This window comes from Streptomyces sp. MUM 2J, assembly GCF_022414535.1.
GTDB lineage: Bacteria > Actinomycetota > Actinomycetes > Streptomycetales > Streptomycetaceae > Streptomyces.
Genome location: NZ_JADWYM010000048.1, coordinates 1 through 25,033 on the forward strand (window position 1 = coordinate 1; position 25,033 = coordinate 25,033).

Below are 25,033 nucleotides of genomic sequence, written 5' to 3' on the forward strand. Positions count from 1 at the left end.
GGCGTGGGCCCGGCGCCTGGCGGGCGGGCGCGGTGCCGTGGAGGCGTCCGCGCCACAGCCGCCCGGCGCCGGACCGACCGACCCCGTGGCGCTCCGGCCGGCCGCGCCGGGCGTACCGGAGGTGTGGCCGGACCCGGCGGCCCTGCTGCTCACGGCCCTGGGGCCGGGCCCGCGGCTGTGGGAACGCGGGCCGGGACACCCGGAGGCCCTGACGGTGCGGCTCGGCACCACCGACCGCACGGCGCCCGACGGCTCGGGCCTGCTGCCCGCCGTGCCGGTGACCGCCGGGCTGCGCGAGGCGGGTGCCCTGGGCCTGGCCGGGCCGCGTCCACGACTGTCCGGGCTGGCCCGCGCGGTGGTGGCCCAGCTGGCCGCGCTGCACTCGCCGGACGTCCTGGAGATCGTCCTGATCAGCGTGGACCGGTCCCGGTCCCTGCAGGAGCGCACCGCCGAGTGGTCGTGGCTCGGCTGGCTTCCCCATCTCCGGCCCGGACACGGCCAGGACTGCCGTCTGCTGCTCGCCCACGACCGCGAACAGGCCGCCGCCCGGACCGACGAACTGCTGCACCGCCTCGCCGAGGTCACCGAGCGGGGCATGACAGGAGCGGTACCCTCCGTCCCCCGGCAGGCGGACGCCCCCGGCCCGGCCACCGGGGCCTCCCCCGAGTCGTCAGCGGCCGCACGTCGCCCGTCCTGGGCCCACGCCGGCTACGGCGCCGACCCGGCGGCCGCCGCCTTCCCCGGCCCGTACACCGTGGTCGTCGTGGACGGCGATCCCGGTGGCCCGGGGCTGCACGAGGCCGTGGCGCGGCTGGCGGCCGACGGCCCGCGCGCCGGGATCCACGTGGTGTGCCTGGCGGAGACGGACCCGGCGTCCCCCACGTTCCCCGTGGCCGAGACGTACCGGGCGGCGTGCGAGGCGTCCCCGACCTTCGGCGAGTGCGGTGCCGTCGCACTGCTCAGCGGCGACGTGGCCACGACGCTGCGGCTGCTGCGCGTCGCCCGCGGTGCGCCGGCCCCGGCCGGCAACGGCACCCTCGCCACCGTCGACGCGGTCTCACCGGCCTGGGCGGAGCGCTTCGCCCGCGCCCTGGCACCCCTGAGGCCCGACGGCCCCACCGAGCGGCACGCGCGGGTGGCGGCGCCGCTGCCGCAGTCGGCGCGGCTGCTGGACGAGCTCGGGCTGGCCCGGGCAACACCGTCGTCCCTGATGGCCCGGTGGGCGGACGCGGCCGACGACACCGACGCGCTCGGCGGCCGGGCCCGCGCCGTGCTGGGCGCCGGCCCGCGCGGCCCGGTCGGTGCCGACCTGGCCGCCGACGGCCCGCACCTGCTGGTCGAGGGGCCGCAGGGCAGCGGGCGGACGGAGCTGCTGCGGTCCGTGGTCGCGTCGCTGGCCGCCGCCGAGCGGCCGGACCGACTCGCCGTCGTGCTGCTGGACGGCCGGGACCGGGTCGGCGACCCGGGCGAGGGGCTGCGGGTGTGCACGGACGTACCGCACGTGACCACCCACCTCATCGCCAGCGACCCCGTGCGGATGCGGGAGTTCGCCCAGGCTCTGAGCGCCGAGCTGAAGCGCCGGGCGGAGCTGCTGGGCCGCTCTGGGTTCACCGAGTGGCACCGGCACCGCGAGGTGTCCGGGCGGATCGTCGCCCAACGCGCTCCGGAGACCTCGCGCACGGCGTCCCCCGCCCGGACCGCCGGCACCACGACCGCCACGGCCGCCCCCTCCGGTGGCACGCCCGTCACCCCGGCCGCCGCCTCCGGCGACATAGAGACCCCGCCCACCTCCACACTCCGCCTGCGCCCCTCCGCCGCGCGGCGACAGCCGGAGACGGCACCGCCGCTGCCGCGGCTGGTGGTGGTCGTGGACGATCTGGACGCCCTGGCCGCGCCCGCCCTGGGCTCGCCCGGACGGCCCGCCGCCGGTTCGGTGATGCGGGCGCTGGAGGCGGTGGCCCGGGAGGGCGAGCGGCTCGGCGTGCACCTGGTGGCCGCCACCGGCCCGGGCGGCCGTACGGCGGAGACGGAACCGGCCCGGCGGGCCACCCTGCGGGTCGTCCTCGACGCCCCCGGCTCCGGCCCCGACGACCCCGCACCAGGGCGCGGGCGGCTGACCGGCGCGGACGGCCGGGCCACCCCGTTCCAGGCCGGGCGCGTGACGGGCCGTATCCCGCGTACGGCGACGCTGCGCCCGACGGTCGTCGCGCTGGAGTGGCACCGGATGGGCGATCCGCCCGCCCGCCGCCCCGTCCGGGAACTCGGCAACGGCCCCACCGACCTCGCCCTGCTCGCCAGCGCTCTGGAGCGGGCGGCACGCGAGGTGTCCGCGGCACGGGTGCCGTCACTGCTGTAGGGCGCGGCCAGGGTCCGGCCACCCGGCAGTCCGAGCCAGGACGTGGGGACTTCGGCCACCGCAGCTCACCCTGCCCCGGTCCCACCGCACCCGCCCACTGGTGTGCCGGCGCACCGGGCACGACGGCGGCGCACCAGCGCAACGGACCTCCACGGCGGTCCCCGCCCCTCCCCCGGCCCCGGCGACCGCGGGGAGGGGCCGTTCCCGTGCGCCCGACGCCTCGTCACGAGGCGGTCACGATCGCCCACTTGACACCGTATGCGCTCTTGCCGACCCCCGTGCCCGGGCGTAGACCGGAGCGCACGGGACAGCGCTCGACGTTCGACGAGATCGAAGAACGGGGCAGTCATGCGCAGCACGAGCAGCACATACCGGACAAGCAGGGCAGGGCGCAGGGTCGCGAGGACCGCCGCAGCCGTGGCGGCGGGCGCCCTGGCCCTCTCGCTCACCGCCTGCGGGGGCGGCGACGACAAGAGCGACGGCAGCGGCGGCAAGGGCACGCAGGGCGGCGGCTCCCTCACCCTCCCCCGGCTCGACGGCACGACCCTGGAGGTCGCCGCCGTCTGGACGGGCGACGAGCAGAAGAACTTCAAGAAGGTCCTGGCGGAGTTCACCGCCCGCACCGGCGCGAAGGTGACCTTCGTGCCCGCGCAGGACCCGATCGTCAACTTCCTCGGTTCGAAGATCGCGGGCGGTCAACCGCCGGACGTGGCCCTGCTCCCACAGCCCGGGGCCATCAAGCAGGCCGTGGACAAGGGCTGGGCCCAGCCGCTCGGCCCCGACGTCCGCTCCGAGCTGGCCAAGAACTACTCGCAGGGCTGGCAGGACATCGGCAAGGTCGGCGGCAAGCAGTACGGCGCCTACTACAAGGCCGCGAACAAGTCCCTGATCTGGTACAACGCCAAGGTCTTCGAGAACGCGGGCGCGAGCGAGCCGACGACGTGGCAGGAACTGCTGACGACCGCGCAGACGGTGTACGACTCCGGTGTCACCCCGTTCTCCGTGGCGGGCGCCGACGGCTGGCCGCTGACGGACTGGTTCGAGAACGTCTACCTCTCCCAGGCGGGCCCGGAGAAGTACGACCAGTTGGCCCGGCACGAGATCAAGTGGACGGACCCCTCCGTGCGGGACGCGCTGACCGCGCTCGCCCAGGTCTGGGGGAAGAAGGGCTGGGTGGCGGGCGGCAGCACGGGCGCCCTGCAGACGTCGTTCACCGACTCCGTGGAGCAGACCTTCACCGGCGGCGACCAGCCGAAGTCGGCGATGGTGTACGAGGGCGACTTCGTGCAGGTGAACATCGGGCAGACCAAGGCCCGGGTGGGCACGGACGCCAAGGTGTTCCCGTTCCCGGCCGCCGGGGACACCGCGCCCGTGGTGACCGGTGGCGACGCGGCGGTGATCCTGAAGGACTCACCGGGCGCGCAGGCGCTGGTGAAGTTCCTGGCCTCGCCCGACGCGGCGACGATCCAGGCGAAGCTCGGCGGCTATCTCTCCCCCAACAGGAACGTGCCGAACTCCGCCTACCCGAACGAGGTACAGCGGCGGATCGCCAAGGCCCTGATCGACTCGGGCGACGACTTCCGCTTCGACATGTCCGACCAGGCGCCGCAGTCCTTCGGCGGCACACCGGGCAAGGGCGAGTGGAAGGACCTGCAGGACTTCCTGGCGAACCCGTCCGATGTCGCGGGCGCGCAGCGCAAGCTGGAGGCCGACGCGGCCGCCGCCTACGGGAGCTGACGCCGTGGCGCAGGCAGCGGCGGGTGGGGCCGCGGACACCGCGGCCCCACCCCCTGCACCCCGTACGCGCAAGAGCGTGACCGGCACCCGCAGAACCGCGGCGGCGCTCTTCCTGCTGCCCGCGCTCGTGCTGCTGGGAGCGCTCGTGGTGTACCCGATCGGGTACTCGGTCGTGCGCAGCCTCTACGACCGGTCCGGCGACTCCTTCGCCGGTGTCGACAACTACCGGGCGCTCTTCACCGACGACGGCATCCGCACGGCGCTGCGGAACAACGTCGTCTGGGTGGTGTTCGCCCCGACGATCGCCACCGCGCTCGGGCTGGTCTTCGCGGTACTGACCGAACGGGTGCGCTGGGGCACCGCGTTCAAGCTGATCGTCTTCATGCCGATGGCGATCTCCATGCTCGCCGCCGGCATCATCTTCCGGCTGGTGTACGACCAGGATCCCGACAAGGGCGTCGCGAACGCGGTGTGGGTCGGCGTGCACGACACGTTCGCCGAGTCGTCCGCCTTCCCCAGGGCGCACCCGGGCCGCGATTCACCGCTGCAGCCCGCCGGCGGCGGGGCCTTCGTCACCCGGGCGGCCGTGCACACCGGGGAGACGGTCGTGCTGCCGCTGGTGGGCGTCGCACCCGACCGAATGCCAAGCAGCGCGAAGAACGCGGTCCCGCCGGCTCCACAGCCGGGGAAGATCACCGGTACCACCTGGCAGGACTTCACCCGCGGCAGGGGTGTCGGCACGCTCGCCGGGGTCGACCCCGGCGAGCTGGGCTATGCCGGCATGCGGATCGAGGCGGTCCGGGACGGCACGGTGGTCGCCTCGGCGACGGCGGCCCCGGACGGCACGTTCACGCTGCCGTCCGCCGCGGACGGGGCGCACCTGCGCCTGCCGGCGAGCAACTTCAAGGAGCCGTACAACGGGCTGGACTGGCTCGGGCCGTCCCTGGTGACGCCGGCGATCATCGGGTCGTACATCTGGATGTGGGCGGGCTTCGCGATGGTGCTGATCGCGGCGGGGCTCGCGGGCATCCCGCGCGACCTGCTGGAGGCGGCGCGGGTCGACGGGGCCAACGAGTGGCAGGTGTTCCGCCGGATCACGGTGCCGCTGCTGGCTCCGGTCCTGGGGGTCGTGACCGTCACCCTGATGATCAACGTGCTGAAGATCTTCGACCTGGTCTTCATCATCGCCCCCGGTTCCTCCCAGGACGACGCCGACGTGCTCGCCCTGGAGCTGTACCGCAAGGGCTTCTCAGAGGACGAACCGGGCATCGCGAGCGCCATCGCGGTGTTCCTGCTCCTCCTCGTGATCCCGGTGATGTGGTTCAACATCCGGCGGCTCAGGCGGGAGGTGCGGCGATGACCGCGGAAGCCGGACGTCTCGGCAGGGCGGCACCCGAGCCGGCACCCGCAGCCGGGGCGCGGCGGTCCCTCGCCGCGCGGCTGACCGCGGCGGCCGGCGGCGGGGCGGTGCGGGCCGTCCTGATCGTCGTCGCGCTGTTCTGGCTGGTGCCGACCGTCGGCCTGCTGGTCTCCTCGCTGCGCGCGCCCGCGGACATGAGCGCGAGCGGCTGGTGGACGGTGCTCGGCGAACCGTCCCGGCTCACCTTCGGCAGCTACCGTCACCTGCTGGAGAACCCCGACATCACCGACGCGCTCCTCAACACGGTGCTGATCACGGTCCCGGCGACGGTCCTGGTGGTGGCCATCGGCTCCCTCGCCGGCTACGCGTTCGCGTGGATGGAGTTCCCCGGCCGCGACTGGTGGTTCCTGATCGTGGTGGGTCTGCTGGTGGTGCCCGTGCAGGTGGCCCTGATCCCGATCGCCGAACTCTTCGGCACGCTGGGCCTGTTCGGCACGGTGTCCGGGGTCGTGCTGTTCCATGTCGGCTTCGGCCTGCCGTTCGCGGTGTTCCTGCTGCGGAACTTCTTCGCGGAGATCCCGCGCGAGCTGCTGGAGGCGGCCCGCCTGGACGGCGCGGGCGAACTGCGTTTGTTCGCACGGGTCGTGATGCCGCTGGCCGGTCCCGCGGTCGCCTCGCTCGGCATCTTCCAGTTCCTGTGGGTGTGGAACGACATGCTGGTCGCGCTGGTGTTCACCAAGGCGGGTACGCAGCCGATCACGGTCGCCCTGCAGACGCAGGTACGGCAGTTCGGCAACAACGTCGACGTCCTCGCGCCCGGCGCGTTCATCTCGATGGTGATCCCGCTGGTCGTGTTCTTCGCGTTCCAGCGGCAGTTCGTGTCCGGCGTGATGGCTGGCGCCGTCAAGTAGCCGCGCACATACGGGAGATCGAGTGCGGGGGCGGCCGGACACCGGTCCGCCCCCGCACCGCTGCGGCGCGGTCCCCCGGATGCCGCAGGGCCCGTAACCAAGTCGTTCCGGCCGCCGTTGCCGGGCACGGCCGCGCCGTGACGGCGGGGCCGACCGCCCGCGCCGACCCATGGATGTCCCGTTGCCCAGGTTCAGTGTCATCGTCCCCGCCCACCAGGCCCAGGCGTACCTTCCCGGGTGCCTGGAATCGGTGCTGTCGCAGTCGTACGACGACATCGAGGTGATCGCGGTCGACGACGGCTCGCCGGACGCGTGCGGCGCGCTCATCGACGAGTGCGCGGCCCGGGACCCGCGGGTGAAGGCCGTGCACCTGCCGGAGCGTGCCGGCCCGGGCGGGGCCCGCACCGCGGGGGCGGCCCGGGCGGGCGGCGACTACCTGCTCTTCCTGGACGCGGACGACACGCTCACCCCACACGCGCTGCGCGCGATCGCGGACCGCCTGAAGGAGACCGGCGACCCCGACGTGCTCGTCCACGGCTCGGAGTGGGTGCGCCGGGACGGCCGGGTGGAGTCCGGGACGGCCCCGCTCCGGCTGACCGAGCAGGGCCCGGCCCCGTTCCGGCTGGAGGACCGGCCGGGGCTGCTGCGCGGGCCGGGGGCCGCCCGGGACACGGTCTGCCGACGGGAGTTCGCCGAGCGGGAGGGGCTCTCCTTCCCGGCCGGCCGCCACGCGGAGACCGCCTGGACCTGTCCGCTGCTGATGGCAGCCGAGTCGATCGCCACCCTGGACCGGGTGTGCGTGCACCACCGCCGGCACCGGCCGGGCAGCGCCCCCGGTCCGCTCGGCCGGGGCGACTTCGACGTCTTCGCGCAGTACGACCGGGTCTTCGCGTTCATCGGGCAGCGCCCGGAACTGGCGGTGTGGCGGCCGGTGCTGTTCCGCCGCATGGTGGACCACGTCTCGGCCCTCTTCACCGGGCCCGGCCGCCTGCCGCGCGGCACCCATGCCGAGTTCCTGCTCCTGGCCCGCGCCCACTACCGCCGCCACCGCACCCCGGGCACCCCGGTCCCGCTCGCGTCCCGGCTGCGCCACACCCTGGTCCGGTTCGGGCTGCACCGCACCTTCCGGCTGCTGCGCCTGGGCACGGCCGTGCACGCCCGCCTCGGCAAGGCCGCCACCAGGACCGCCCGCACCGTGCGGGCCGGACTGCTCCGCCTGCACTACCGCGTCCAGCTGCGCCTGCCGCTCCGCGCCGACCTGGCCGTCTTCGCCGCGCACGGGGGCCGCGGGTACGGCTGCAACCCGGGCGCGCTGGAACGGGCGTTCCGCACGTTCGCCCCGCACATCCGCACGGCGGTGGTCGCGGACCCCGCGCACCACCACACCGTGCCGCCGGGTCCGCGCCGCCTCACCCCCGGTACCGCCGCCTACTGGACGGCGCTGGCCCGCTCCGCCTATCTGGTCCACAACGCGGACCCGGCCGACAACACGGGCCCGGACCGCCGGCTGGTCAAGCGGCGCGGCCAGGTGGTGGTGCAGACCCAGCAGGGCACCCCGCTCAAGCACATGGGGCTCGACCTGCTGGAGCGTCCGGCCGCGGCCGGCGGCACCGGCGTCGACGAGTTGCTCGCCCGCGTCGGCACCTGGGACTACGTGCTGTCCGCCAACCGGCACGCCACGCTCACCTGGGAACGCGTCCATCCGGGCCGGTACACCACGCTGGAGTACGGCCAGCCGCGCAACGACGCCTTCCAGACGGCCACCGCCCAGGACGTGGCCCGCCTGCGGGCCTGCCTCGGCGTCCCCGAGGGCTCGGTGGCGATCCTTTACGCGCCCACGTACCGCGACTACCGCCGCACCCAGCGCCCGCACCTGGACCTGGAGCGCCTCGTGCACAGCCTCGGGCCCCGCTTCGTGGTACTGGCCCGCGCCCACCACCGGCAGGGCGGCCCGCTCGCCCCGGCGGCCGAACGGATCATCGACGTCTCCGGCCACCCGGGCGTGGAGGAGCTGTGCCTCGCCTCGGACGCCCTGGTCACCGACTACTCGTCGATCATGTTCGACTACGCCAACCTGGACCGCCCGATCGTCGTGTACGCCGACGACTGGGAGGTGTACCGGGAGACCCGGGGCGTCTACTTCGGCCTCCGGTCGTTCCCGCCCGGCGCGGTGGCGCGCAGCGAGGACGAACTGATCGACATCTTCGCCACCGGCCACTGGCGCGGCTCACGCTCGGCGCAGCTGCGAGCCCGGTTCCGGGAGCGGTTCTGCCCGTGGGACGACGGGCGGGCCGCCGAGCGGGTCGTACGCCGCGTGGTGCTGGGCCAGACGGAGCCGCTGCCCGTCGTCCCGCCCGGGGAGCGGCGTCCGGTGCCGTCGGCGGCGTCCTCGCTCGTACGTTCCCCGCTGGCCACCGTCCCGCAACCCGCCGGCTCCCCGACCGTCACCGAGAGCCACTGACAGCCGTTTCCCCTACGGGAGTTCCCAGTCCCCCAGTCCGTCGCGGCCCAGGCCGAGCGGGCCGCCCACCGGGCGACCCGCCGGACGACCGGGCCGTCCTCGCGCGGTCCGGGAACCGCGCGCCACGGCCTGAGCACCAGGACGACAACAGGAAGAGAAGCATGCAACCCCGCTTCAGCATCATCGTCCCGTCCCATGGGGTGGCGGGCCGGCTGTCCCAGGCGCTGGACTCCGTCCTCGCCCAGTCCTTCGGCGACTTCGAGCTGATCCCGGTCTGCGACGCCCCCGACGCACCGGCCGCCGACGTGGCCGCCGGCTACGTCGAGCGGGACTCGCGCGTGGCACCGGTGCACTCGCCGCCGTCGGCCTCGCTGGCCGGGGCGCGCACCACCGGGATGCGGGCGGCGACCGGCGCGTACGTGCTGTTCCTCGACGGTGACGACGTGCTGGCGCCGGGCGCGCTGGACGCGCTGGACGCCCGCCTCGCCGCGACCGGCGACGTCGACGTGCTGTACTTCGAGCACGAGCGGATGCCCTGGTGGGAGGGTGAGCCGGTCAACCCGGCCGCACCGCTGCTGGCCAGGGCCCCGGACGGCGCCTTCGCCCCGGAGCGGGCACCGCGGCTGACCGGGGTGGAGCTCCCGGCGTGGAGCGCGGCCTACCGCCGGACCTTCCTGACCGAGCGGCGGCTCGCCTTCCCCGCCGGCCACTTCACCGACGTCGGGTTCGGTGGCCTGGTCGCCCTGCACGCGACGCGGATGGCGGTGGCGCGCACGGTCGTCGTACGGCATATGCGGCGGCGGCAGGGCAGCCGGCTCAACCTGCCCGGCGAGCACCACTTCGACCTTCTCGACCAGGTCGGGCTCGTCCTCGGCACGGCGGCGGAACTCGGCCTGCCCCCCGAGCGGACGGCTCCCCTGTTCGAGCAGCTCTTCGCGGCCGTGCTGCGGACGGCGGCGCAGCCGGGCCGGCTGCCCGGGCGGCGCCGCGCCTTCTTCCGCCGGGCGAGCCGGCTCTACCGCCGCCACCGCCCCGCCGGGTTCCGCAGGCCGGGCGGCAGCCTCGGCGTCCAGCACCGGCTGCTGGCGGCGGGCACCTGCACGGCGTTCCGGGCGCTGCGCGCCGCCAACCGGTGGGCCGCGCAGGCCGCGGGCCGCCTGCCGCGCCCCCGGGGGCTGCGCACCCGCCTGCGCTACCGGTGGTTCCTGCGCCGCCGTATCGATCCCGGCCTCGCGGTGTACTGCGCCTACTGGGGCCGGGGGTACGCCTGCAATCCGGCCGCGATCCACGCCAAGGCCCGCGAACTGGCCCCGCACATCCGGTCGGTGTTCCTCGTCGAGCCCGACCAGGCGCACACCGTGCCGGAGGGCGTCGACCACGCGCTGCTCGGCAGCCACCGCTCCTGGGAGGTGCTGGCCCGCGCCAAGTACCTGATCAACAACGCCAACTTCGCCGAGGGCGTCGTCAAACGGCCGGGCAGCGTGCACCTGCAGACGCAGCACGGCACGCCGCTGAAGAAGATGGGCGTCGACCAGTCGACGTACCCGGTGGTGGCGGCGGCCGGCGGCAGCTTCACCAGGCTGCTGGGCCGGGTCGACCGCTGGGACTTCAACCTCTCCGCCAACCGGCACTCCACGCAGATGTGGGAGCGCGCCTTCCCCGGCTCCTACGAGCATCTGGAGTACGGCTATCCGCGCAACGACGTGTACTACACGGCGACCGCGGACGACGTGGCCCGCGTGCGCCGGGAGCTCGGCGTGCCGGAGGGCAGCACGGCGGTGCTGTACGCGCCCACGCACCGGGACTGGCGGACCGGCTTCGACGCCGGCCTGGACCTGGAGGCGTTCTGCGCCGCGGCCGGCGAGGACGTGGTCGTACTGCTGCGCGCCCACTACTTCTACGACCGGGGCCGGGCCGCCGCCTCGGGCCGGGTCGTCGACGTGACCGCGCACCGCTCCTCGGAGGACGTGTGCCTGGCCGCGGACGCCCTGGTCACCGACTACTCGTCGATCATGTTCGACTACGCCAACCTGGACCGCCCGATCGTCGTGTACGCCGACGACTGGGAGGTGTACCGGGAGACCCGGGGCGTCTACTTCGACCTGCTGCGGACCCCGCCGGGGCCGGTGGCGCGCACCCCGCAGGAGCTGGCGCGGATCTTCCGGGAGGGCGAGCACTGCGGGGCCCGCTCGGCACGGCAGCGGGCCGCCTTCCGGGAGCGGTTCTGCGAGTTCGACGACGGGCGCGCCGCCGAGCGGGTCGTACGCCGGGTCCTGCTCGGCGAGCCGGCGGAGTCGATCCCGCCGGTCCGGCCGCTCGCCGAGCGCGTTCCCGCCCCCGCCGCGACGACCCTGGTCAGGAGTTGACATGCCCCGCTTCAGCATCATCGTGCCCTGTTTCAAGGTCCAGGGCTTCCTGCGTGAGTGCCTCGACTCGGTCCTGGAGCAGTCCTACCGCGACCTGGAGGTGATCGCGGTCGACGACTGCTCGCCCGACGGCTGCGGCGCGATCCTCGACGAGTACGCCGCGCGCGACACGCGGGTCAGGGCGCTGCACCTGCCGGAGAACGTGGGCCTGGGTCGCGCCCGCAACGCGGGCATGCCGTACGCCACCGGCGACTACGTGTTCTTCCTCGACAGCGACGACACCCTGACGCCGGGGGCGCTGCGCGCGATGGCCGACCGGCTGGCCGAGGCCGACGACCCGGACGTACTGGTCTTCGACTACGCCCGCACCTACTGGTGGGGCGGCACCCGCCGCAACGCCCTGGCCCGGGTGCTCGCGGAGGCAGGGGACGCGGCCTTCACCGCGGCCGAGCGGCCGGAGATCCTCGACCTGCTGATGGTGGTGTGGAACAAGGTCTACCGCCGCGACTTCGTCGACGCGAACGGCTTCGAGTTCCCGCCGGGCTACTACGAGGACACCCCGTGGACGTTCCCGGTGATGCTCAGCGCCGAACGGATCGTCACGCTGGACCGGATCTGCCTGCACTACCGGCAGCGCCGCCAGGGCAACATCCTGTCCACCACCAGCCGCAAGCACTTCGACGTCCACGACCAGTACGAGCGGGTGTTCGCGTTCGTCGGCTCCCGCCCCGGCCTGGCGTCCTGGCGGCCGTACCTGCACCGCAAGATGGGCGAGCACTGCCTGGACATCCTCGCCAAGCCGGACCGGCTGCCGCCCGCGGACAGGGCCGAGTTCTTCCGGCGCACGGCGCGGATGTTCCGCGCGCACCGGCCCGAGGGGGCCGAGATCCCGGCGGGACTGAAGGTACTTCAGGGCGGGTATGCCGCGTACCTGGTGCAGCGGCAGGCGGAGCGGGCCGGGCGGGGGCTGGGGCGGCGTGCGCTGGCCGTCAGGCGTGTGGCGGCCCGCCGGGTCAAACGGGGCTGGACGTCGCTGCACGCCCGCCGCCCGCTGGACCCGTGCCTCGCCGTGTACTCGGCGTTCTCGCACCGCGGCATGCTCGGCGATCCCGCGGCCGTCTACCGCAAGGCCCGGGAGATCGCCCCGCATCTGCGGGGGGTGTGGGTGGTGCGCGACGCGGAGACGGCCGCGCAGTTGCCCGACGACGTGGAGTACGTGCTGCTCGACTCGCTGCGGTACCGGGAGATCACCGCCCGCGCCACGTTCTTCGTCAACAACGTGAACTGGCCCGGGGGCCTGGACAAGCGGCCCGGCAGCGTCCACGTCCACACCCACCAGGGCACGCCGCTGAAGTACATGGCGGCCGATCTGCTCGACAGACCCGGCGCCCGGCTCGGCGTGGACGTGCCGCAGATGTTGCGCCGCGCCGACCGGTGGGACCACAGCCTGGTCGCCAACCGCCACTCCGAGCTGGTGTGGGAGCGGGCCTACCCCTGCCACTTCGCCTCCGCCCGCACCGGCAGCCCGCGCAACGACGTGCTGGTCGGCGCCGGGCGGGACGCGGGCCGGGAGATCCGTGAGCGGCTGGGCGTCCCGGACGGGCACACGGTCGTGCTGTACGCCCCGACCCGCCGCGAGTACCGGCGCGGGGGGCACGTCGACCGGATCGACCTGGCCCGGTTCGCCCAGGACCTCGGGGAGGGCCACACCCTGGTCGTGCGGCTGCACCCGTCCCTGGCCACCGGGCCGGCGCGGGGAGCGGGGCTGGCCGAGCTGCACCGGCGCGGGGTGCTGGTGGACGCGACGGACGAGCCGCACGCCGAGGAGGTGATGCTCGCCGCCGACGTCCTGGTCACCGACTACTCGGCCCTGATGTTCGACTACGCCAACCTCGACCGGCCGATCGTCGTGCACGCCGACGACTGGGAGACGTACACGGCCAGCCGTGGCGCCTACCTCGACATCACCGCCGAGCCGCCGGGCCATGTCTCGCGGTCCTACCGGGAACTGGCGTGGCTGTTCGCCTCGGGGGCCTGGCGGGACGAGGAGTCGGCGCGGCTTCGGGCCGCCTTCCGGGAACGGTTCTGCGAGTTCGACGACGGGCGCGCCGCCGAGCGGGTGGTGCGGACCCTGATGCTGGGCGAGTCGATGCCCGCCCGCGAGCCGCAGGTCAGGCTGCCGGGTCAGGCCGCCGGCAGGGATCTGCTCGCCTCCTCGTGAGGCGCCGCGCCCTGGTGCCGTGCCCGGGGCGGATGCCGCGCCGGGGCGCCGGCCCGGTCACGGCACCGGGCCGGCGCGGCGTACGGAGCGGATGGCCGCGTCCGGGCTCACCCGATGAGGTGAGGTGCGGCAGGACCGCCGACCGGTCAGGGCATATAGGGCAGATGCCCATTTCTGTGGTGGATGTGCGATGAGTATCGGTCTCCTCGCCCGACGGTCACCGAGCGGCGCCACGGCGCTGCGCGGCGGCCGTTTCCGGCGCCCTACGCCGTACCAGGTCTTCGGCCTGCTGTTCTGGCTGGTGATGTCGCTGGCGTCCTGGCGGGTGCCGCTGTGCTGCGACGCCGGGCAGCACGCCGCGGTCGTCGAGCGCCTGTCGGCGCACCTGCTCGCACCGCGCCATCCGATGGCGGACCTGCCCGGCGCCGGCAGCCCCTACTACTCTCCGTACGCCGTCGCGGAGGGCGTGCTCGCGCGGCTGACGGGGCTGGGTGGCTGGGAGATGGTGCGGCTCGCCGGGCCGCTGAACCTGCTGGTGCTGCTGACCGGCATCGGCCGCTTCGTGCGGGTCCTGACGCCGCGGCCCTGGGCGCCGGTCCTCGCGCTCACCGCGATGACCCTGCTGTGGGGCACCGAGCGGGCGTGGTGGAGCGGGTACCTGGGCCTGATGTCGATGACCGGCAACCTCGGCTATCCGTCCACCTTCGCGATCGGGCTCACCTTCTGGGCCTGGGCGCTGACCGGCGCGCGGGCGCGGGACGCGGGCGGGGTGCGCTACGTCGGCCCGACCGGGCTGCGCGGCTTCGCCGGGTACGCGGCGCTCGGCGCGCTGTACGGCACGATCCTGCTGGTCCACCCGATCACGTCGGTCGCGGCGGTGACGGGCGGGGCCGCGTTCGTCGCCGGGTGGCAGCGGAACTGGTCGCGCGCGGTGGTGGCGCGCTGGGCGGCGTCGGGAGCGGCGGCGGCGCTGGCGGCGTGGCTGTGGCCGTACTTCGACGCGTTCGCACTGGCCGGGAACACCACCGTCGACGGGATCCACCGGCGGCTGTACGACGACCTGCCGGCCCACTTCTGGCTGGCGCTGCTGGTGGGTCTGCCGGCCCTGTGGCTGCGCGCGCGGCGGTCGTGGCGGGATCCGCTGGTGCTGATGTTCGGCGCGGACTGCCTGGTGGTGGCGTACGGCTGGATCAGCGGCCACTACACCTACGGCCGCATCCTCGGCCTGGCTCTGGTCCCGCTGCAGTTCGCGCTCGCCGTGGAACTGGCGGCGCCCCGGCCCTGGCGTCCGTGGCGGCGGCTGCTGGGCGCGGTCGCGGCGGCCGGGGCCCTGACCGGGTTCCTGACCGTGCAGGCCGGGGCGGTGGTGCCGCGCTCACTGGACCCGGTGGGCCTTCCGCAGCCGCCGCGCTGGCCGTCGTACACGTGGGCCGCGCGGTACATCCGGCCCGGCGAGGTCGTGCTGACGGACGGCTACCACGCCGTCCGCATGATCGCCGGCTACGGCCCCGATCTGGTGGCGCCCGCCTGGCCCGACCCGGCGCTGCCGGAGGCGGAGCGGCAGCGCCGGGTCGCCGACGTGCGCGCCTACCTCTCCGCCGGCTCGACCCGCGCGGAGCGGGCCGCCGTCGTCCGCCGCGACCACGTGCGCTGGCTGCTGCTGACACGCCGGCAGCGGGTGCCCGAGGAGGCGGTGGTGGTGGCGTGGAGCCGGCGGACGGGGGAGGTGCTGGCGCGGGTCGGGCGGTGACGCGGGATCCTCGTCACTCGATGACGAGGTCGACCGGGATGTTGCCGCGGGTGGCGTTGGAGTACGGGCAGACCTGGTGGGCGTTCTCCACCAGCTTGCGGCCGGTGGCCTCGTCCACGGTCGCGGGCAGTTCGACGCGGAGGGTGACGGCGAGTCCGAAGCCCTGTCCCTCCTTGCCGATGGAGACCTCGGCGGTCACCGCCGCGTCACTGACGTCCACCTTGGCCTGGCGGCCGACCAGCCCGAGCGCGCTGCCGAAGCAGGCGGCGTAGCCGGCGGCGAAGAGCTGCTCGGGGTTGGTGCCCTGACCGTTGCCGCCCAGCGCGACCGGCATGGCCAGCGCGAGGTCGATCGCCCCGTCGGAGCTGACGGTGCGGCCCTCGCGGCCGTGGGTGGCGGTGGCGACGGCGGTGTAGAGCGCGTCCATGCGTGGACCATCCCTTACGAAGTCGGGTTCCGGCGGGTCCGGTCGGACCCGCCGCCCCAAAGTAGAGCACACAATTAAGTTGTGCACAATCCAATGGCGAGCAAGGGCTACCCTGGAGACATGACCCCGCCCCCACCCGCTCCCGCCGCAGAGGACGACTGGCTCCGCCTGGACCACCAGATCTGCTTCTCCCTGCACGCCGCGTCCCGCGCCTTCAACGGCGTGTACCGCGTGATCCTCAAGGACCTCGGCCTCACCTACCCCCAGTACCTGGTGCTGCTGGTCCTGTGGGAACGGGGCGAGCTGCCCGTCAAGAAGCTGGGCGAGCACCTGCGGCTCGACTCCGGCACACTCTCCCCGCTGCTGAAGCGGCTGGAGGCGGCCGGGCTCGTCCGTCGCGAGCGCAGCGCCCGCGACGAGCGCTCGGTGCAGGTCGGGCTCACCGAGGAGGGCAGCGCGCTGCGCGAACGCGCCCGCCAGGTGCCGCGCCGGATCGCGGCGGCCACCGGCTGCGACGTCGACGAGATCCGCGCCCTGCGCGAACGCCTCGACGAGCTCACCGCGGCACTCGACGCGGCAGCCCTGCAGGAGGCCCCTGGTTGCTCCTGACCGCACCGCGCCGGACGCCCCCGCCCACGGCCACGACGGACGCCTCTACGGGACCGTCCGTCAGCCCGGGTGCGGCGGCACCGCCCTCTCCCCGGGCGGCGCGACCGCGCAGGCGACGCCGACCGCGGGCGCCCGCCTCCACATCGCCGCCGGGCTCCCCGCACCACGGGGCGCGCCGGACACACCCGCCCCCGGCGTCCTCCTGCGGCGCCGGCTCCCTTCGCCGCCCCGGCCGCCCGCCCCGAGCCCCCGCCGCTCCCCCCGACCTGCACGACGTCCGGTGCGGCCCACACGGCCCGGCCCGACGCCGCCCCGCATCCCCCGCACCGGCGACCGCACCCGGACCGTCGTGGACCGCACGTGGACCGCACCGGATCCTGGAGGAGGTCCAGCGGTCGGGCGGCGAGTACGACCGCACGGCCGTGGCCACGGGCTTCTTCGAGGCACTGCTCAACGCCTGGGACAACGGGTTCACCCTCCAGGCGGTCTGGGAGTACGTGGGCCCCGAGTCCCGGGCCCACTGCCCGGCCTGGAACAGGTTCGCCGGCATCGAATCACCGGACTGGATGCGCTGACCGGCGCACCGGACCGGCGAACGGCCCCGGAGGAGGAACCCTCCGGGGCCGTTCGCGCGCACCTGGCAGCCTTTGTCGAGGACCCCGAGAGCTACGACTTCGCCGTTCACGATGCCGGAGTCGCTACGGAGCACCTGCTCAAGGCACACCTCGCCGTCGAGCAGCACGGGCCGGTGGACGGCCCGGTCACAGAGCCCTGAGCGCCTCGGTCGTCGCCCGGGTCAGGGCGTCCAGGTACCCCTTGGGCAGCTTGGGGCTGCGGATCACCACCGAGCGCCAGTACAGCGGCCCCGAGATGATGTCCAGCGCCAGCTGCTCGTCCCGCTCGCCGAGGCTCTCGCGGATCTCGCCCCGCCGCTGCGCCGCCGCCACGATCCCGCTGGCCACGCTGTCCTGCCCCTCCCGCAGCGCCTTCTGCATCGCCTCGGCGATGTCCGGGTTGCGCGCCGCCTCCGCCTGGAGGTCGGGGATGACCTGGGAGGCCACGGGGTGGCGCAGCGCGCGTGAGGTGACCTCGTACAGCAGGCGCAGGTCGCCCTGGAGGGTGCCCGTGTCCGGGGCCGGCAGGCCCATCACGGCGAGCGCGGACACCACGTCCAGCACCAGGTGCAGCTTCGAGCGCCAGCGCCGGTACACCGCCGTCTTGCCCACGCCGGCGCGCCGCGCGATGCCCTCGATGGACATGCGGGCGTAGCCGACCGCCGCGAGCTCCTCGAAGACGGCCGCGCGGATCGCCTCGGTCACGTCCTCCCGGAGCACGGCGGCCCCGGCGGGTTGCCTGCGGCGCGGTCGGGGCTGGGACCCGTCGGCGTTCGTGGTCATGCCGACAGCATAGGGCGTTACGACGAAACGGTTGCGTTCCAACGTCAGATCGGCCTACGCTCGCGTTGCGACGATACGGTCCCGTCCCGACGTAAGAAAACGGTGAGGAGACGGGTGCGGTCGCCCGGGCGACGTCCCGGCGCCCGCGCCCGCGCCCTCCGACCCACCGCCACCCCCTCCACCGAACGAAAGCAGCGGATGTGAGTCAGGTCCTCCACACACCGCCCCGGCAGGCCCCCGTGGCCGACGACCTCGACCTGGCGGCGCTGGCCGCCCGCCACGGCCTCACCGTCAGCGGCGTCCGCCCGTCCCTGCCCGAGTACGTGCGCCAGCTGTGGGCCCGCCGCCACTTCATCACCGCCTTCGCCACCGCCAAGCTCACCGCCCAGTACAGCCAGGCCAAGCTGGGCCAGGTCTGGCAGGTGATGACCCCGCTGCTCAACGCGGCCGTGTACTTCTTCATCTTCGGCGTGCTGATCGGCACCAGGAAAGGCGTGGACGACTTCGTGCCGTTCCTGGTCACGGGTGTGTTCATGTGGACCTTCACACAGAACTCGATCATGGCGGGCACGCGCGCCGTCTCGGGGAACATCGGCCTGGTGCGCGCCCTGCACTTCCCGCGGGCCGCGCTGCCGATCTCCTTCTGCCTCCAGCAACTCCAGCAACTGCTGTTCTCGATGATCGCGCTGATCGGCATCCTGCTCTGCTTCGGCGTGCCGGTCGCGGCGTCCTGGGTGCTGGCCGTGCCGGTCCTGGTGCTGCAGTCCGGGTTCAACGTCGGCGTCACCATGATCATGGCCCGGCTGGGCGCGAACACCCCGGACATCGCGCAGCTGATGCCGTTCATCCTGCGCACCTGGATGTACACCTCGGGCGTCATGTGGAGCATCGACGCGACACTGCGCAACAGCCACATGCCCGAGTGGGCGGTCACGGCGATGCGGTGCCAGCCGGGCGCCGTCTACATCGACCTGATGCGCTTCGCGCTGATCGACAGTTTCCACGCCGACCAGCTGCCCCCGCACGTGTGGACGGTCGCGGCAGGCTGGGCGGTGGTCGTCGGCATCGGCGGCTTCATCTACTTCTGGAAGGCTGAGGAGACCTACGGCCGTGGCTGAGCAGACCCTCGCACGCACCCCCGAGCAGACCCCCGCCCCCGCCGCCCCGGCCGGGGGACCGATTCCGACCGTCGTCGTCGACGGCGTCGACATCGTCTACAAGGTCAACGGCACCGGCTCCGGCCGCGGCTCCGCCACCGCCGCCCTCAACCGCATCATGCGCCGCAGGGAGACCGAGAAGTCCTCCGGCATGCGCCGGGTGCACGCCGTGAAGAACGTGTCGTTCGTCGCCTACAAGGGCGAGGCGGTCGGTCTCATCGGCACCAACGGCTCCGGCAAGTCCACCCTGCTCAAGGCCGTCGCCGGCCTGCTCCCGGTGGAGAACGGCAGGATCTTCACCGACGGCCAGCCCTCCCTCCTCGGCGTCAACGCGGCACTGATGAGCGACCTGACCGGTGAGCGCAACGTGTACCTCGGCGGTCTCGCCATGGGCATGACCCGCACCGAGATCAAGGAGCGGTACGAGGACATCGTCGACTTCTCCGGCATCAACGACAAGGGTGACTTCATCACCCTGCCGATGCGCACCTACTCCTCCGGCATGTCCGCCCGCCTGCGCTTCTCCATCGCCGCCGCCAAGAACCACGACGTCCTCCTCATCGACGAGGCCCTGGCCACCGGCGACGCCAAGTTCCAGAAGCGCTCCGAGGAACGCATCCGCGAGCTGCGCAAGGAGGCCGGCACCGTCTTCCTGGTCAGCCACAGCAACGCGTCGATCCGCGACACCTGCGAGCGGGTGCTGTGGCTGGAGCGCGGCGAGCTGCGCATGGACGGCCCGACCGACGAGGTGCTCCGGCAGTACGAGAAGTTCACCCGGCGCTGACGCCGCCCGGCACGCGACGAGGGGCGCCCCGTTCACGGGGCGCCCCTCGTCGCACGAGCACCGCAGGATCCGTACCGCTCCCGCCTGCTCCTCCACGGCCCGGCTCGCGCTCGGGGGCTCGTGCGGCACGGGCACGCCGCACGAGCCCGGCACGGCTCAGGAGTGCTGCCGCAGCAGCGTCCGCATCGTCCGCATCGCCACCGACAGGTTGGCCAGGTCGAACGCGTCCGAGCCCTGGATCTCCTCCAGCGTCGTGCGGGCTCGGGAGAGGATCGGCGCGTTCTTCTGCTCCCACAGCTTGAACCGCTGTTCCGGCGTCGAGGTGCCGTTGCCCGCCGCCAGGATGTCGGCCGTCAGGGCCGCGTGGCAGGCGTACAGGTCCTCACGGATCGCGGCACGTGCCATGGACTGCCAGCGGTCGGTACGCGGGAGCTCGATGATGCGGTCCATCAGCTTGGTGATGGAGAGCCGGTCGGCGAGGTCGTAGTACACCTCGGCGACGTCCAGCGGCTCCCGGCCCATGCGGTCGGCCACCGAGACGATGTCCAGCGACGGGAAGGCCGAGGAGAAGCCGGCCACCCGGGTCGCGAGCTCGTCGGGCACACCGACGCCGGTCAGCTCCTCGAAGATCTGCTCGTACCACTCCAGGTCCGCGCCCTTGAGCAGCTTCGGCATCTGCTGCCACACCTGCTCGACGCGGTCGGCGAAGAAGTCCACCGTCTCCTGCAGCTGGATCGGCTGCGGCCGGTTGTTGAGGAGCCAGCGGGTGCCGCGCTCCACCAGACGGCGCGAGTGCAGCCGGATCCGCGTCTGCACCTCGGCCTCGACCCGGTTGTCCAGGGCTTCCACCCCGTCCCACACCACGGCCGAACGGAAGATCGTGCGGGCCGCGGTCTGCGCCCGGACGATCTCCTCCAGCGACGCGCCGGTCTCCTCGCGCAGGCGGTGCAGGTAGGTCGTACCGCCCGTGTTGACCGTGTCGTTGACCAGCACGGTCGTGGTGATCTCGCGGCGCAGCGGGTGGCTGTCGATTCCGTCGGCGAACTGCTCGCGCAGCGCGGTCGGGAAGTAGCAGTTCAGCAGGCCCCGCAGGTAGGGGTCGTCGGGCAGCGAGGTGTGCAGCAGCTCCTCGGCGACCGTGATCTTCGTGTAGGCCAGCAGCACGGCCGTCTCCGGTCCGGTCAGGCCGTGGCCGGTGTTCAGGCGCTCGCGGATCTGGCGGTCGGTCGGCAGGAACTCCAGCGCCCGGTCCAGGTGGCCCTCGCGCACCAGGTGCTTCAGGAAGCGCTGCTGGGCGTGGAGCATGTCCTTGGACTGGGCCAGCGCGTTGGCGATCGCCGTGTTCTGCGCGTAGTTGTTGCGCAGGACGAGACTGCCGACCTCGTCGGTCATCTCGGCGAGCAGCTTGTTGCGCTGCTTGAGGGTCATGTCGCCTTCCGCCACCAGGCGGTTGAGCAGGATCTTGATGTTCACCTCGTGGTCGGAGGTGTCCACACCGGCGCTGTTGTCGATGGCGTCGGTGTTGATCTTCCCGCCGTGCGTCGCGAACTCGATGCGGCCGAGCTGGGTCAGGCCCAGGTTGCCGCCCTCACCGACGACCTTGACGCGCAGGTCCCGGCCGTCGACGCGGATCGGGTCGTTGGCCTTGTCCCCGACGGCGGCGTCCGACTCGGCGGAGGACTTGACGTACGTGCCGATGCCGCCGTTCCACAGCAGGTCCACCGGGGCGTGCAGGATCGCCTTCATCAGCTCGGCCGGGGTCACCTTGGTGACCTTGGTCTCGATGCCGAGGGCCGCACGGATGTGCGCGTTGACCGGGATCGCCTTGGCCGAGCGCGGGAACACCCCGCCGCCCGCGGAGATCAGGTCGGTGTTGTAGTCGGCCCAGCTGGAGCGGGGCAGCTCGAACAGGCGGCGCCGCTCGGCGTAGGAGGTGGCCGCGTCCGGTTCGGGATCGATGAAGATGTGCCGGTGGTCGAAGGCGGCGACCAGGCGGATGTGCTCGGAGAGCAGCATGCCGTTGCCGAACACGTCACCGGACATGTCGCCGATGCCGACGACCGTGAAGTCCTCGGTCTGGGTGTCCACGCCCAGCTCGCGGAAGTGCCGCTTGACCGACTCCCAGGCGCCGCGGGCGGTGATGCCCATGCCCTTGTGGTCGTAGCCGGCGGAGCCGCCGGAGGCGAAGGCGTCGCCGAGCCAGAAGTTGTAGGCCTCCGCGACCTCGTTGGCGATGTCCGAGAACGTCGCCGTGCCCTTGTCGGCCGCGACCACCAGGTAGGTGTCGTCCTCGTCGTGCCGGACGACGTCCGCCGGGGGCACGACCTCGCCGGCCACCATGTTGTCGGTGATGTCGAGCAGCGCCGAGATGAAGGTCTTGTAGCTGGCGATGCCCTCGGCCAGCCACGCGTCCCGGTCCACGCTGGGGTCCGGCAGGTGCTTGGCGACGAAGCCGCCCTTCGCGCCGACCGGCACGATGACGGTGTTCTTCACCATCTGCGCCTTGACCAGGCCGAGGATCTCGGTGCGGAAGTCCTCGCGCCGGTCGGACCAGCGCAGACCACCGCGGGCGACCTTCCCGAACCGCAGGTGGACGCCCTCGACCCGCGGCGAGTAGACCCAGATCTCGTACGCCGGGCGCGGTGCCGGCAGGTCCGGGATGGCCTGCGGGTCGAACTTCATGGAGACGTAGTCGTGCGGCCTGCCGGCCTCGGCCTCCTGGAAGAAGTTGGTGCGCAGGGTCGCCTTGATGACGGTCAGGAACGACCGCAGGATCCGGTCCTCGTCGAGGGAGGCGACCTGGTCGAGCGCGGCGTCGAGCTCCTCCAGCAGGGCGTCGATCAGTTCGAGCCCGGCACGCTGCCGGTCGGGCGACATGCGTGCCTCGAACAGCGAGACGAGCAGCCGGGTGGTGTGGACGTTGTTGCGGAGGGTGTCCTCCATGTAGTCCTGCGAGAAGGTGGACCCGGCCTGCCGCAGGTACTTCGCGTACGCCCGCAGCACCATGGCCTGCCGCCAGTCCAGCCCGGCGCTGAGGACCAGCTGGTTGAACCCGTCGTTCTCGGCCTTGCCCGTCCAGGTCGCGGCGAAGGCGTCCTGGAAGCGCTCGCGGGCGTCGTCGCCGACGTACGCGCCGTCGGCGGCACCCTTCTGCGTCTTCGGCATGCGCAGCCCGAAGTCGTAGATCCAGGCGTTCTTCTTCCGGTCGGTGCAGCGCAGCTCGTAGGGACGCTCGTCCATCACCTCCACGCCCAGCCGGTTCAGCACCGGCAGCACGCGGGACAGGGAGATGGCCTCGCCCCGGCGGTAGATCTTGAAGCGGCGCTCGTCGGGCGCGGCGCCCACCGGCTCGTACAGGCTGAGCGCGAAGTCCGGGCCGGTCGTGCCGTCGCCGAGCGCCTCCAGGTGGGCCAGGTCGGCGACCGCGGAGCGCGGGGTGTGGTCGGCCTTGTAGCCCTCGGGGAAGGCGGTGCCGTACCCGCGCAGCAGCTCGGCGGCCCGCTCCTCGCCGAACTCGGCGCCCAGCGCCTCGGCGAACCCGTCGGCCCAGGACCGGGCGGCCTCGACCAGGCGCGCCTCGATGCGCTCCTTGTCGCTGTCGCTGAGCTCCGGCAGCTCGGTGCCCTGCGGGACGCGGACGACGAAGTGCAGCCGGGAGAGGATCGACTCGGTGTTCCAGGCGGTGAAGTCGACGCTGATGCCGCCGAGCTCCTCCTTGAGGATGTCGATGATCCTCAGCCGCACCCCGGTGGTGTACCGGTCACGCGGCAGGTAGACGAGTGCGGAGTAGTAGCGCCCGTACTCGTCCTGCCGCAGGTAGAGCCGGAGCCTGCGGCGTTCCTGGAGGTAGAGGACGGAGGTGACGATGGCCTGGAGTTCGTCGACGGGCGTCTGGAACAGCTCGTCGCGCGGGTACGTCTCCATGATCTGGAGCAGATCGCGCCCGTCGTGGCTGTTCGGTGAGAAGCCCGCGCCCCTGAGCACGGCGTCGACCTTGCGCCGGATCACGGGGACGCGCAGCACCGACTCGGTGTAGGCGGCGGAGGAGAAGAGTCCCAGGAAGCGCCGCTCTCCGACGACGTTCCCCTCGGCGTCGAACTTCTTGACCCCGACGTAGTCGAGGTACGACGGCCGGTGCACGGTGGCCCGGCTGTTCGCCTTGGTCAGCACCAGCAGGTTGTGCTCGCGTGCCTTGGCCCGGGCGTCCGCGGGCAGCCGCTCGAAGGACGGGCTGACCGGGTGGCTGTCGTCGCCGGCGTGGTGGGGGTCGGCGCGCAGGATGCCGAGGCCGGTGCCCGGGACGGCGGCGAGGGAATCGTCCCCGCGGAGCTCGTACTCGCGGTACCCGAGGAAGGTGAAGTGGTTCGCGGAGAGCCAGCGCAGCAGCTCCCGCGCCTCCTCGACCTGCTGCTCGGGCAGGTCGCCGGGGGTGGGTTCGTCGGGCAGCCCCTCGGCCAGGCGGGCCGCCGCGTCCCGCATCTTCTCCCAGTCCTCGACAGCCTCGCGGACGTCGGAGAGCACCCGCAGCAGATCGGCGGTGATCTGCTTCAGGTCGGCGCGGTCGGTCTCGCGGTCGATCTCGACGTGGATCCAGGACTCGACGTGCGCGTCGTGCGGCAGCTCGCCCGCCGGGGGTGAGGCCAGCAGCTCGATGAGCTTGCCGGTCACGTCGCGGCGCACCACGACCTGCGGGTGGATGACGACGTGGATGCCGCGGCCCTGGCGCGTCAGTTCGTTGGTGACGGAGTCGACGAGGAACGGCATGTCATCGGTGACGACCTCGACGACGGAGTGGCTGCAGGTCCACCCGTTCTCCTCGACCGTCGGGGTGTGGACCCGCACGTTGGCGGTGCCCTGCGGCCGGTTCTCGGCGAGCCGGTAGTGCGAGTAGGCGGCTCCGAAGACATCGACCGGGTCACGGTCACCGAGGTCCTCGGGGGCGGTGTGCAGGTAGTAGCGCTGGAGGAACGCGAGCACGGACTTACGGTCCGAGGCGCCCTGGGTGTCCGGGATGTCCGGAGAGCCCTCGCCCGTCGTCCCGGTCGGTAGGCGCCCCCCGACCGGGCTGTTCTCAGCGACCCGGGCCGCCCGTTCGAGCAGCTCGGCCTTTGCTTCGTCCAGCTTGGTCTGCATTGTCCTCTGGCTCCTGTCGCGCGCCGTTGCGTGACGTTGATGGAAGTACGGTCTCTTCCCTTACGACGTAACGCCGAGACGCGGGGTGTCCGGTCTGGTCCGACGCTATGCCGCAAGACGAGATGGGCGGGGGGTTGTCGGCCATTTTCAACACGCCCGTAGCATGTGACGTTGCTCGCGGCACCGCCCGACTGCGGATCCGACGAGGTGTCCGGGGAGCCCGGAAGGCCCCCTCCCACCCGCGAAGACCAGCGACCACCGCCCGGACACGGATGTTCTCCACGTCTTCCGGGCGCAGGGCAGGGGCAACAGCGCCCCCGCGAGATATCGCGCTGATCACGCCACCAAGGCTATCGCTCCCTAC

General features: G+C 73.2%; 15 protein-coding genes. 12 read left to right on the forward strand and 3 right to left on the reverse strand.

Features of this window, described 5'->3' with window-relative positions; all coding sequences use genetic code 11:
* The 8 genes from I3F54_RS27745 to I3F54_RS27780 form a co-directional block, all read left to right on the forward strand.
* Positions 1 to 2,356, forward strand: a 2,356-nt coding sequence (locus I3F54_RS27745; RefSeq protein ID WP_275676930.1) for an FtsK/SpoIIIE domain-containing protein, incomplete at its 5' end; no start/stop codon positions are given.
* Between the two features lie 348 nt (positions 2,357 to 2,704).
* A complete protein-coding gene (locus I3F54_RS27750) occupies positions 2,705 to 4,093 on the forward strand; it encodes an ABC transporter substrate-binding protein (protein WP_240121663.1) in 1,389 nt (462 codons plus the stop codon).
* A 76-nt stretch (positions 4,094 to 4,169) separates the two neighbouring features.
* A complete protein-coding gene (locus I3F54_RS27755) occupies positions 4,170 to 5,453 on the forward strand; it encodes a carbohydrate ABC transporter permease (RefSeq protein WP_240121664.1) in 1,284 nt (427 codons plus the stop codon).
* A complete protein-coding gene (locus I3F54_RS27760; protein WP_240121665.1) occupies positions 5,450 to 6,364 on the forward strand; it encodes a carbohydrate ABC transporter permease in 915 nt (304 codons plus the stop codon). The genes I3F54_RS27755 and I3F54_RS27760 overlap by 4 nt, the downstream gene beginning before the upstream one ends.
* Before the next feature lie 181 nt (positions 6,365 to 6,545).
* Positions 6,546 to 8,825, forward strand: coding sequence for a bifunctional glycosyltransferase family 2 protein/CDP-glycerol:glycerophosphate glycerophosphotransferase (locus tag I3F54_RS27765; protein WP_240121666.1), 2,280 nt, complete (start codon positions 6,546 to 6,548; stop codon positions 8,823 to 8,825).
* 161 nt (positions 8,826 to 8,986) lie between these two features.
* Positions 8,987 to 11,191: a bifunctional glycosyltransferase family 2 protein/CDP-glycerol:glycerophosphate glycerophosphotransferase gene (locus I3F54_RS27770; protein WP_240121667.1), complete on the forward strand. Its 2,205-nt coding sequence runs from the start codon at positions 8,987 to 8,989 to the stop codon at positions 11,189 to 11,191.
* Between the two features lies 1 nt (position 11,192).
* Positions 11,193 to 13,412 (forward strand): bifunctional glycosyltransferase/CDP-glycerol:glycerophosphate glycerophosphotransferase, encoded by a 2,220-nt coding sequence (locus I3F54_RS27775; RefSeq protein WP_240121668.1) that lies wholly within the window; start codon positions 11,193 to 11,195, stop codon positions 13,410 to 13,412.
* 190 nt (positions 13,413 to 13,602) lie between these two features.
* Positions 13,603 to 15,162 carry a hypothetical protein gene (locus tag I3F54_RS27780; protein ID WP_240121669.1) on the forward strand — a complete coding sequence of 520 codons (1,560 nt, stop codon included), beginning with the start codon at positions 13,603 to 13,605 and terminating at the stop codon, positions 15,160 to 15,162.
* 13 nt (positions 15,163 to 15,175) lie between these two features.
* On the opposite strand, the gene I3F54_RS27785 is transcribed toward I3F54_RS27780, so the two are convergent.
* Positions 15,176 to 15,589 (reverse strand): organic hydroperoxide resistance protein, encoded by a 414-nt coding sequence (locus tag I3F54_RS27785; protein ID WP_240121670.1) that lies wholly within the window; start codon positions 15,587 to 15,589, stop codon positions 15,176 to 15,178.
* A 120-nt stretch (positions 15,590 to 15,709) separates the two neighbouring features.
* On the opposite strand from I3F54_RS27785, the gene I3F54_RS27790 reads away from it, so the two are divergent.
* Together I3F54_RS27790 and I3F54_RS27795 are read left to right on the forward strand one after the other, a co-directional pair.
* Positions 15,710 to 16,198, forward strand: coding sequence for a MarR family winged helix-turn-helix transcriptional regulator (locus I3F54_RS27790; RefSeq protein WP_240121671.1), 489 nt, complete (start codon positions 15,710 to 15,712; stop codon positions 16,196 to 16,198).
* 422 nt (positions 16,199 to 16,620) lie between these two features.
* Complete coding sequence (locus I3F54_RS27795) at positions 16,621 to 16,773, forward strand: hypothetical protein (RefSeq protein WP_240121672.1); 153 nt, start codon at positions 16,621 to 16,623, stop codon at positions 16,771 to 16,773.
* A gap of 186 nt (positions 16,774 to 16,959) precedes the next feature.
* Here the strand turns inward: I3F54_RS27795 and I3F54_RS27800 are convergent, their stop codons facing one another.
* The gene (locus I3F54_RS27800) at positions 16,960 to 17,595 is read right to left on the reverse strand and encodes a TetR/AcrR family transcriptional regulator (RefSeq protein WP_240121673.1); all 636 of its coding nucleotides are present in this window, start codon (positions 17,593 to 17,595) and stop codon (positions 16,960 to 16,962) included.
* A gap of 200 nt (positions 17,596 to 17,795) precedes the next feature.
* Here I3F54_RS27800 and I3F54_RS27805 point away from each other — a divergent pair, with 200 nt between their 5' ends.
* Together I3F54_RS27805 and I3F54_RS27810 are read left to right on the forward strand one after the other, a co-directional pair.
* Positions 17,796 to 18,713: an ABC transporter permease gene (locus I3F54_RS27805; RefSeq protein WP_240121674.1), complete on the forward strand. Its 918-nt coding sequence runs from the start codon at positions 17,796 to 17,798 to the stop codon at positions 18,711 to 18,713.
* 61 nt (positions 18,714 to 18,774) lie between these two features.
* Positions 18,775 to 19,536, forward strand: a complete 762-nt coding sequence (locus I3F54_RS27810) for an ABC transporter ATP-binding protein (protein ID WP_240121692.1) — start codon at positions 18,775 to 18,777, stop codon at positions 19,534 to 19,536.
* A gap of 156 nt (positions 19,537 to 19,692) precedes the next feature.
* Here I3F54_RS27810 and I3F54_RS27815 read toward each other — a convergent pair whose 3' ends face one another.
* A complete protein-coding gene (locus I3F54_RS27815; protein ID WP_240121675.1) occupies positions 19,693 to 24,669 on the reverse strand; it encodes an NAD-glutamate dehydrogenase in 4,977 nt (1,658 codons plus the stop codon).
* Positions 24,670 to 25,033 lie beyond the last annotated feature (364 nt).

Coding starts and splice junctions, on each gene's coding strand:
- I3F54_RS27760 (WP_240121665.1), top strand. CDS start 5,450: ATGACCGCGGAAGCCGGACGTCTCGGCAGGGCGGCACCCGAGCCGGCA.
- I3F54_RS27780 (WP_240121669.1), top strand. CDS start 13,603: ATGAGTATCGGTCTCCTCGCCCGACGGTCACCGAGCGGCGCCACGGCG.
- I3F54_RS27775 (WP_240121668.1), top strand. CDS start 11,193: ATGCCCCGCTTCAGCATCATCGTGCCCTGTTTCAAGGTCCAGGGCTTC.
- I3F54_RS27800 (WP_240121673.1), bottom strand. CDS start 17,595: ATGACCACGAACGCCGACGGGTCCCAGCCCCGACCGCGCCGCAGGCAA.
- I3F54_RS27815 (WP_240121675.1), bottom strand. CDS start 24,669: ATGCAGACCAAGCTGGACGAAGCAAAGGCCGAGCTGCTCGAACGGGCG.
- I3F54_RS27750 (WP_240121663.1), top strand. CDS start 2,705: ATGCGCAGCACGAGCAGCACATACCGGACAAGCAGGGCAGGGCGCAGG.
- I3F54_RS27785 (WP_240121670.1), bottom strand. CDS start 15,589: ATGGACGCGCTCTACACCGCCGTCGCCACCGCCACCCACGGCCGCGAG.
- I3F54_RS27790 (WP_240121671.1), top strand. CDS start 15,710: ATGACCCCGCCCCCACCCGCTCCCGCCGCAGAGGACGACTGGCTCCGC.
- I3F54_RS27770 (WP_240121667.1), top strand. CDS start 8,987: ATGCAACCCCGCTTCAGCATCATCGTCCCGTCCCATGGGGTGGCGGGC.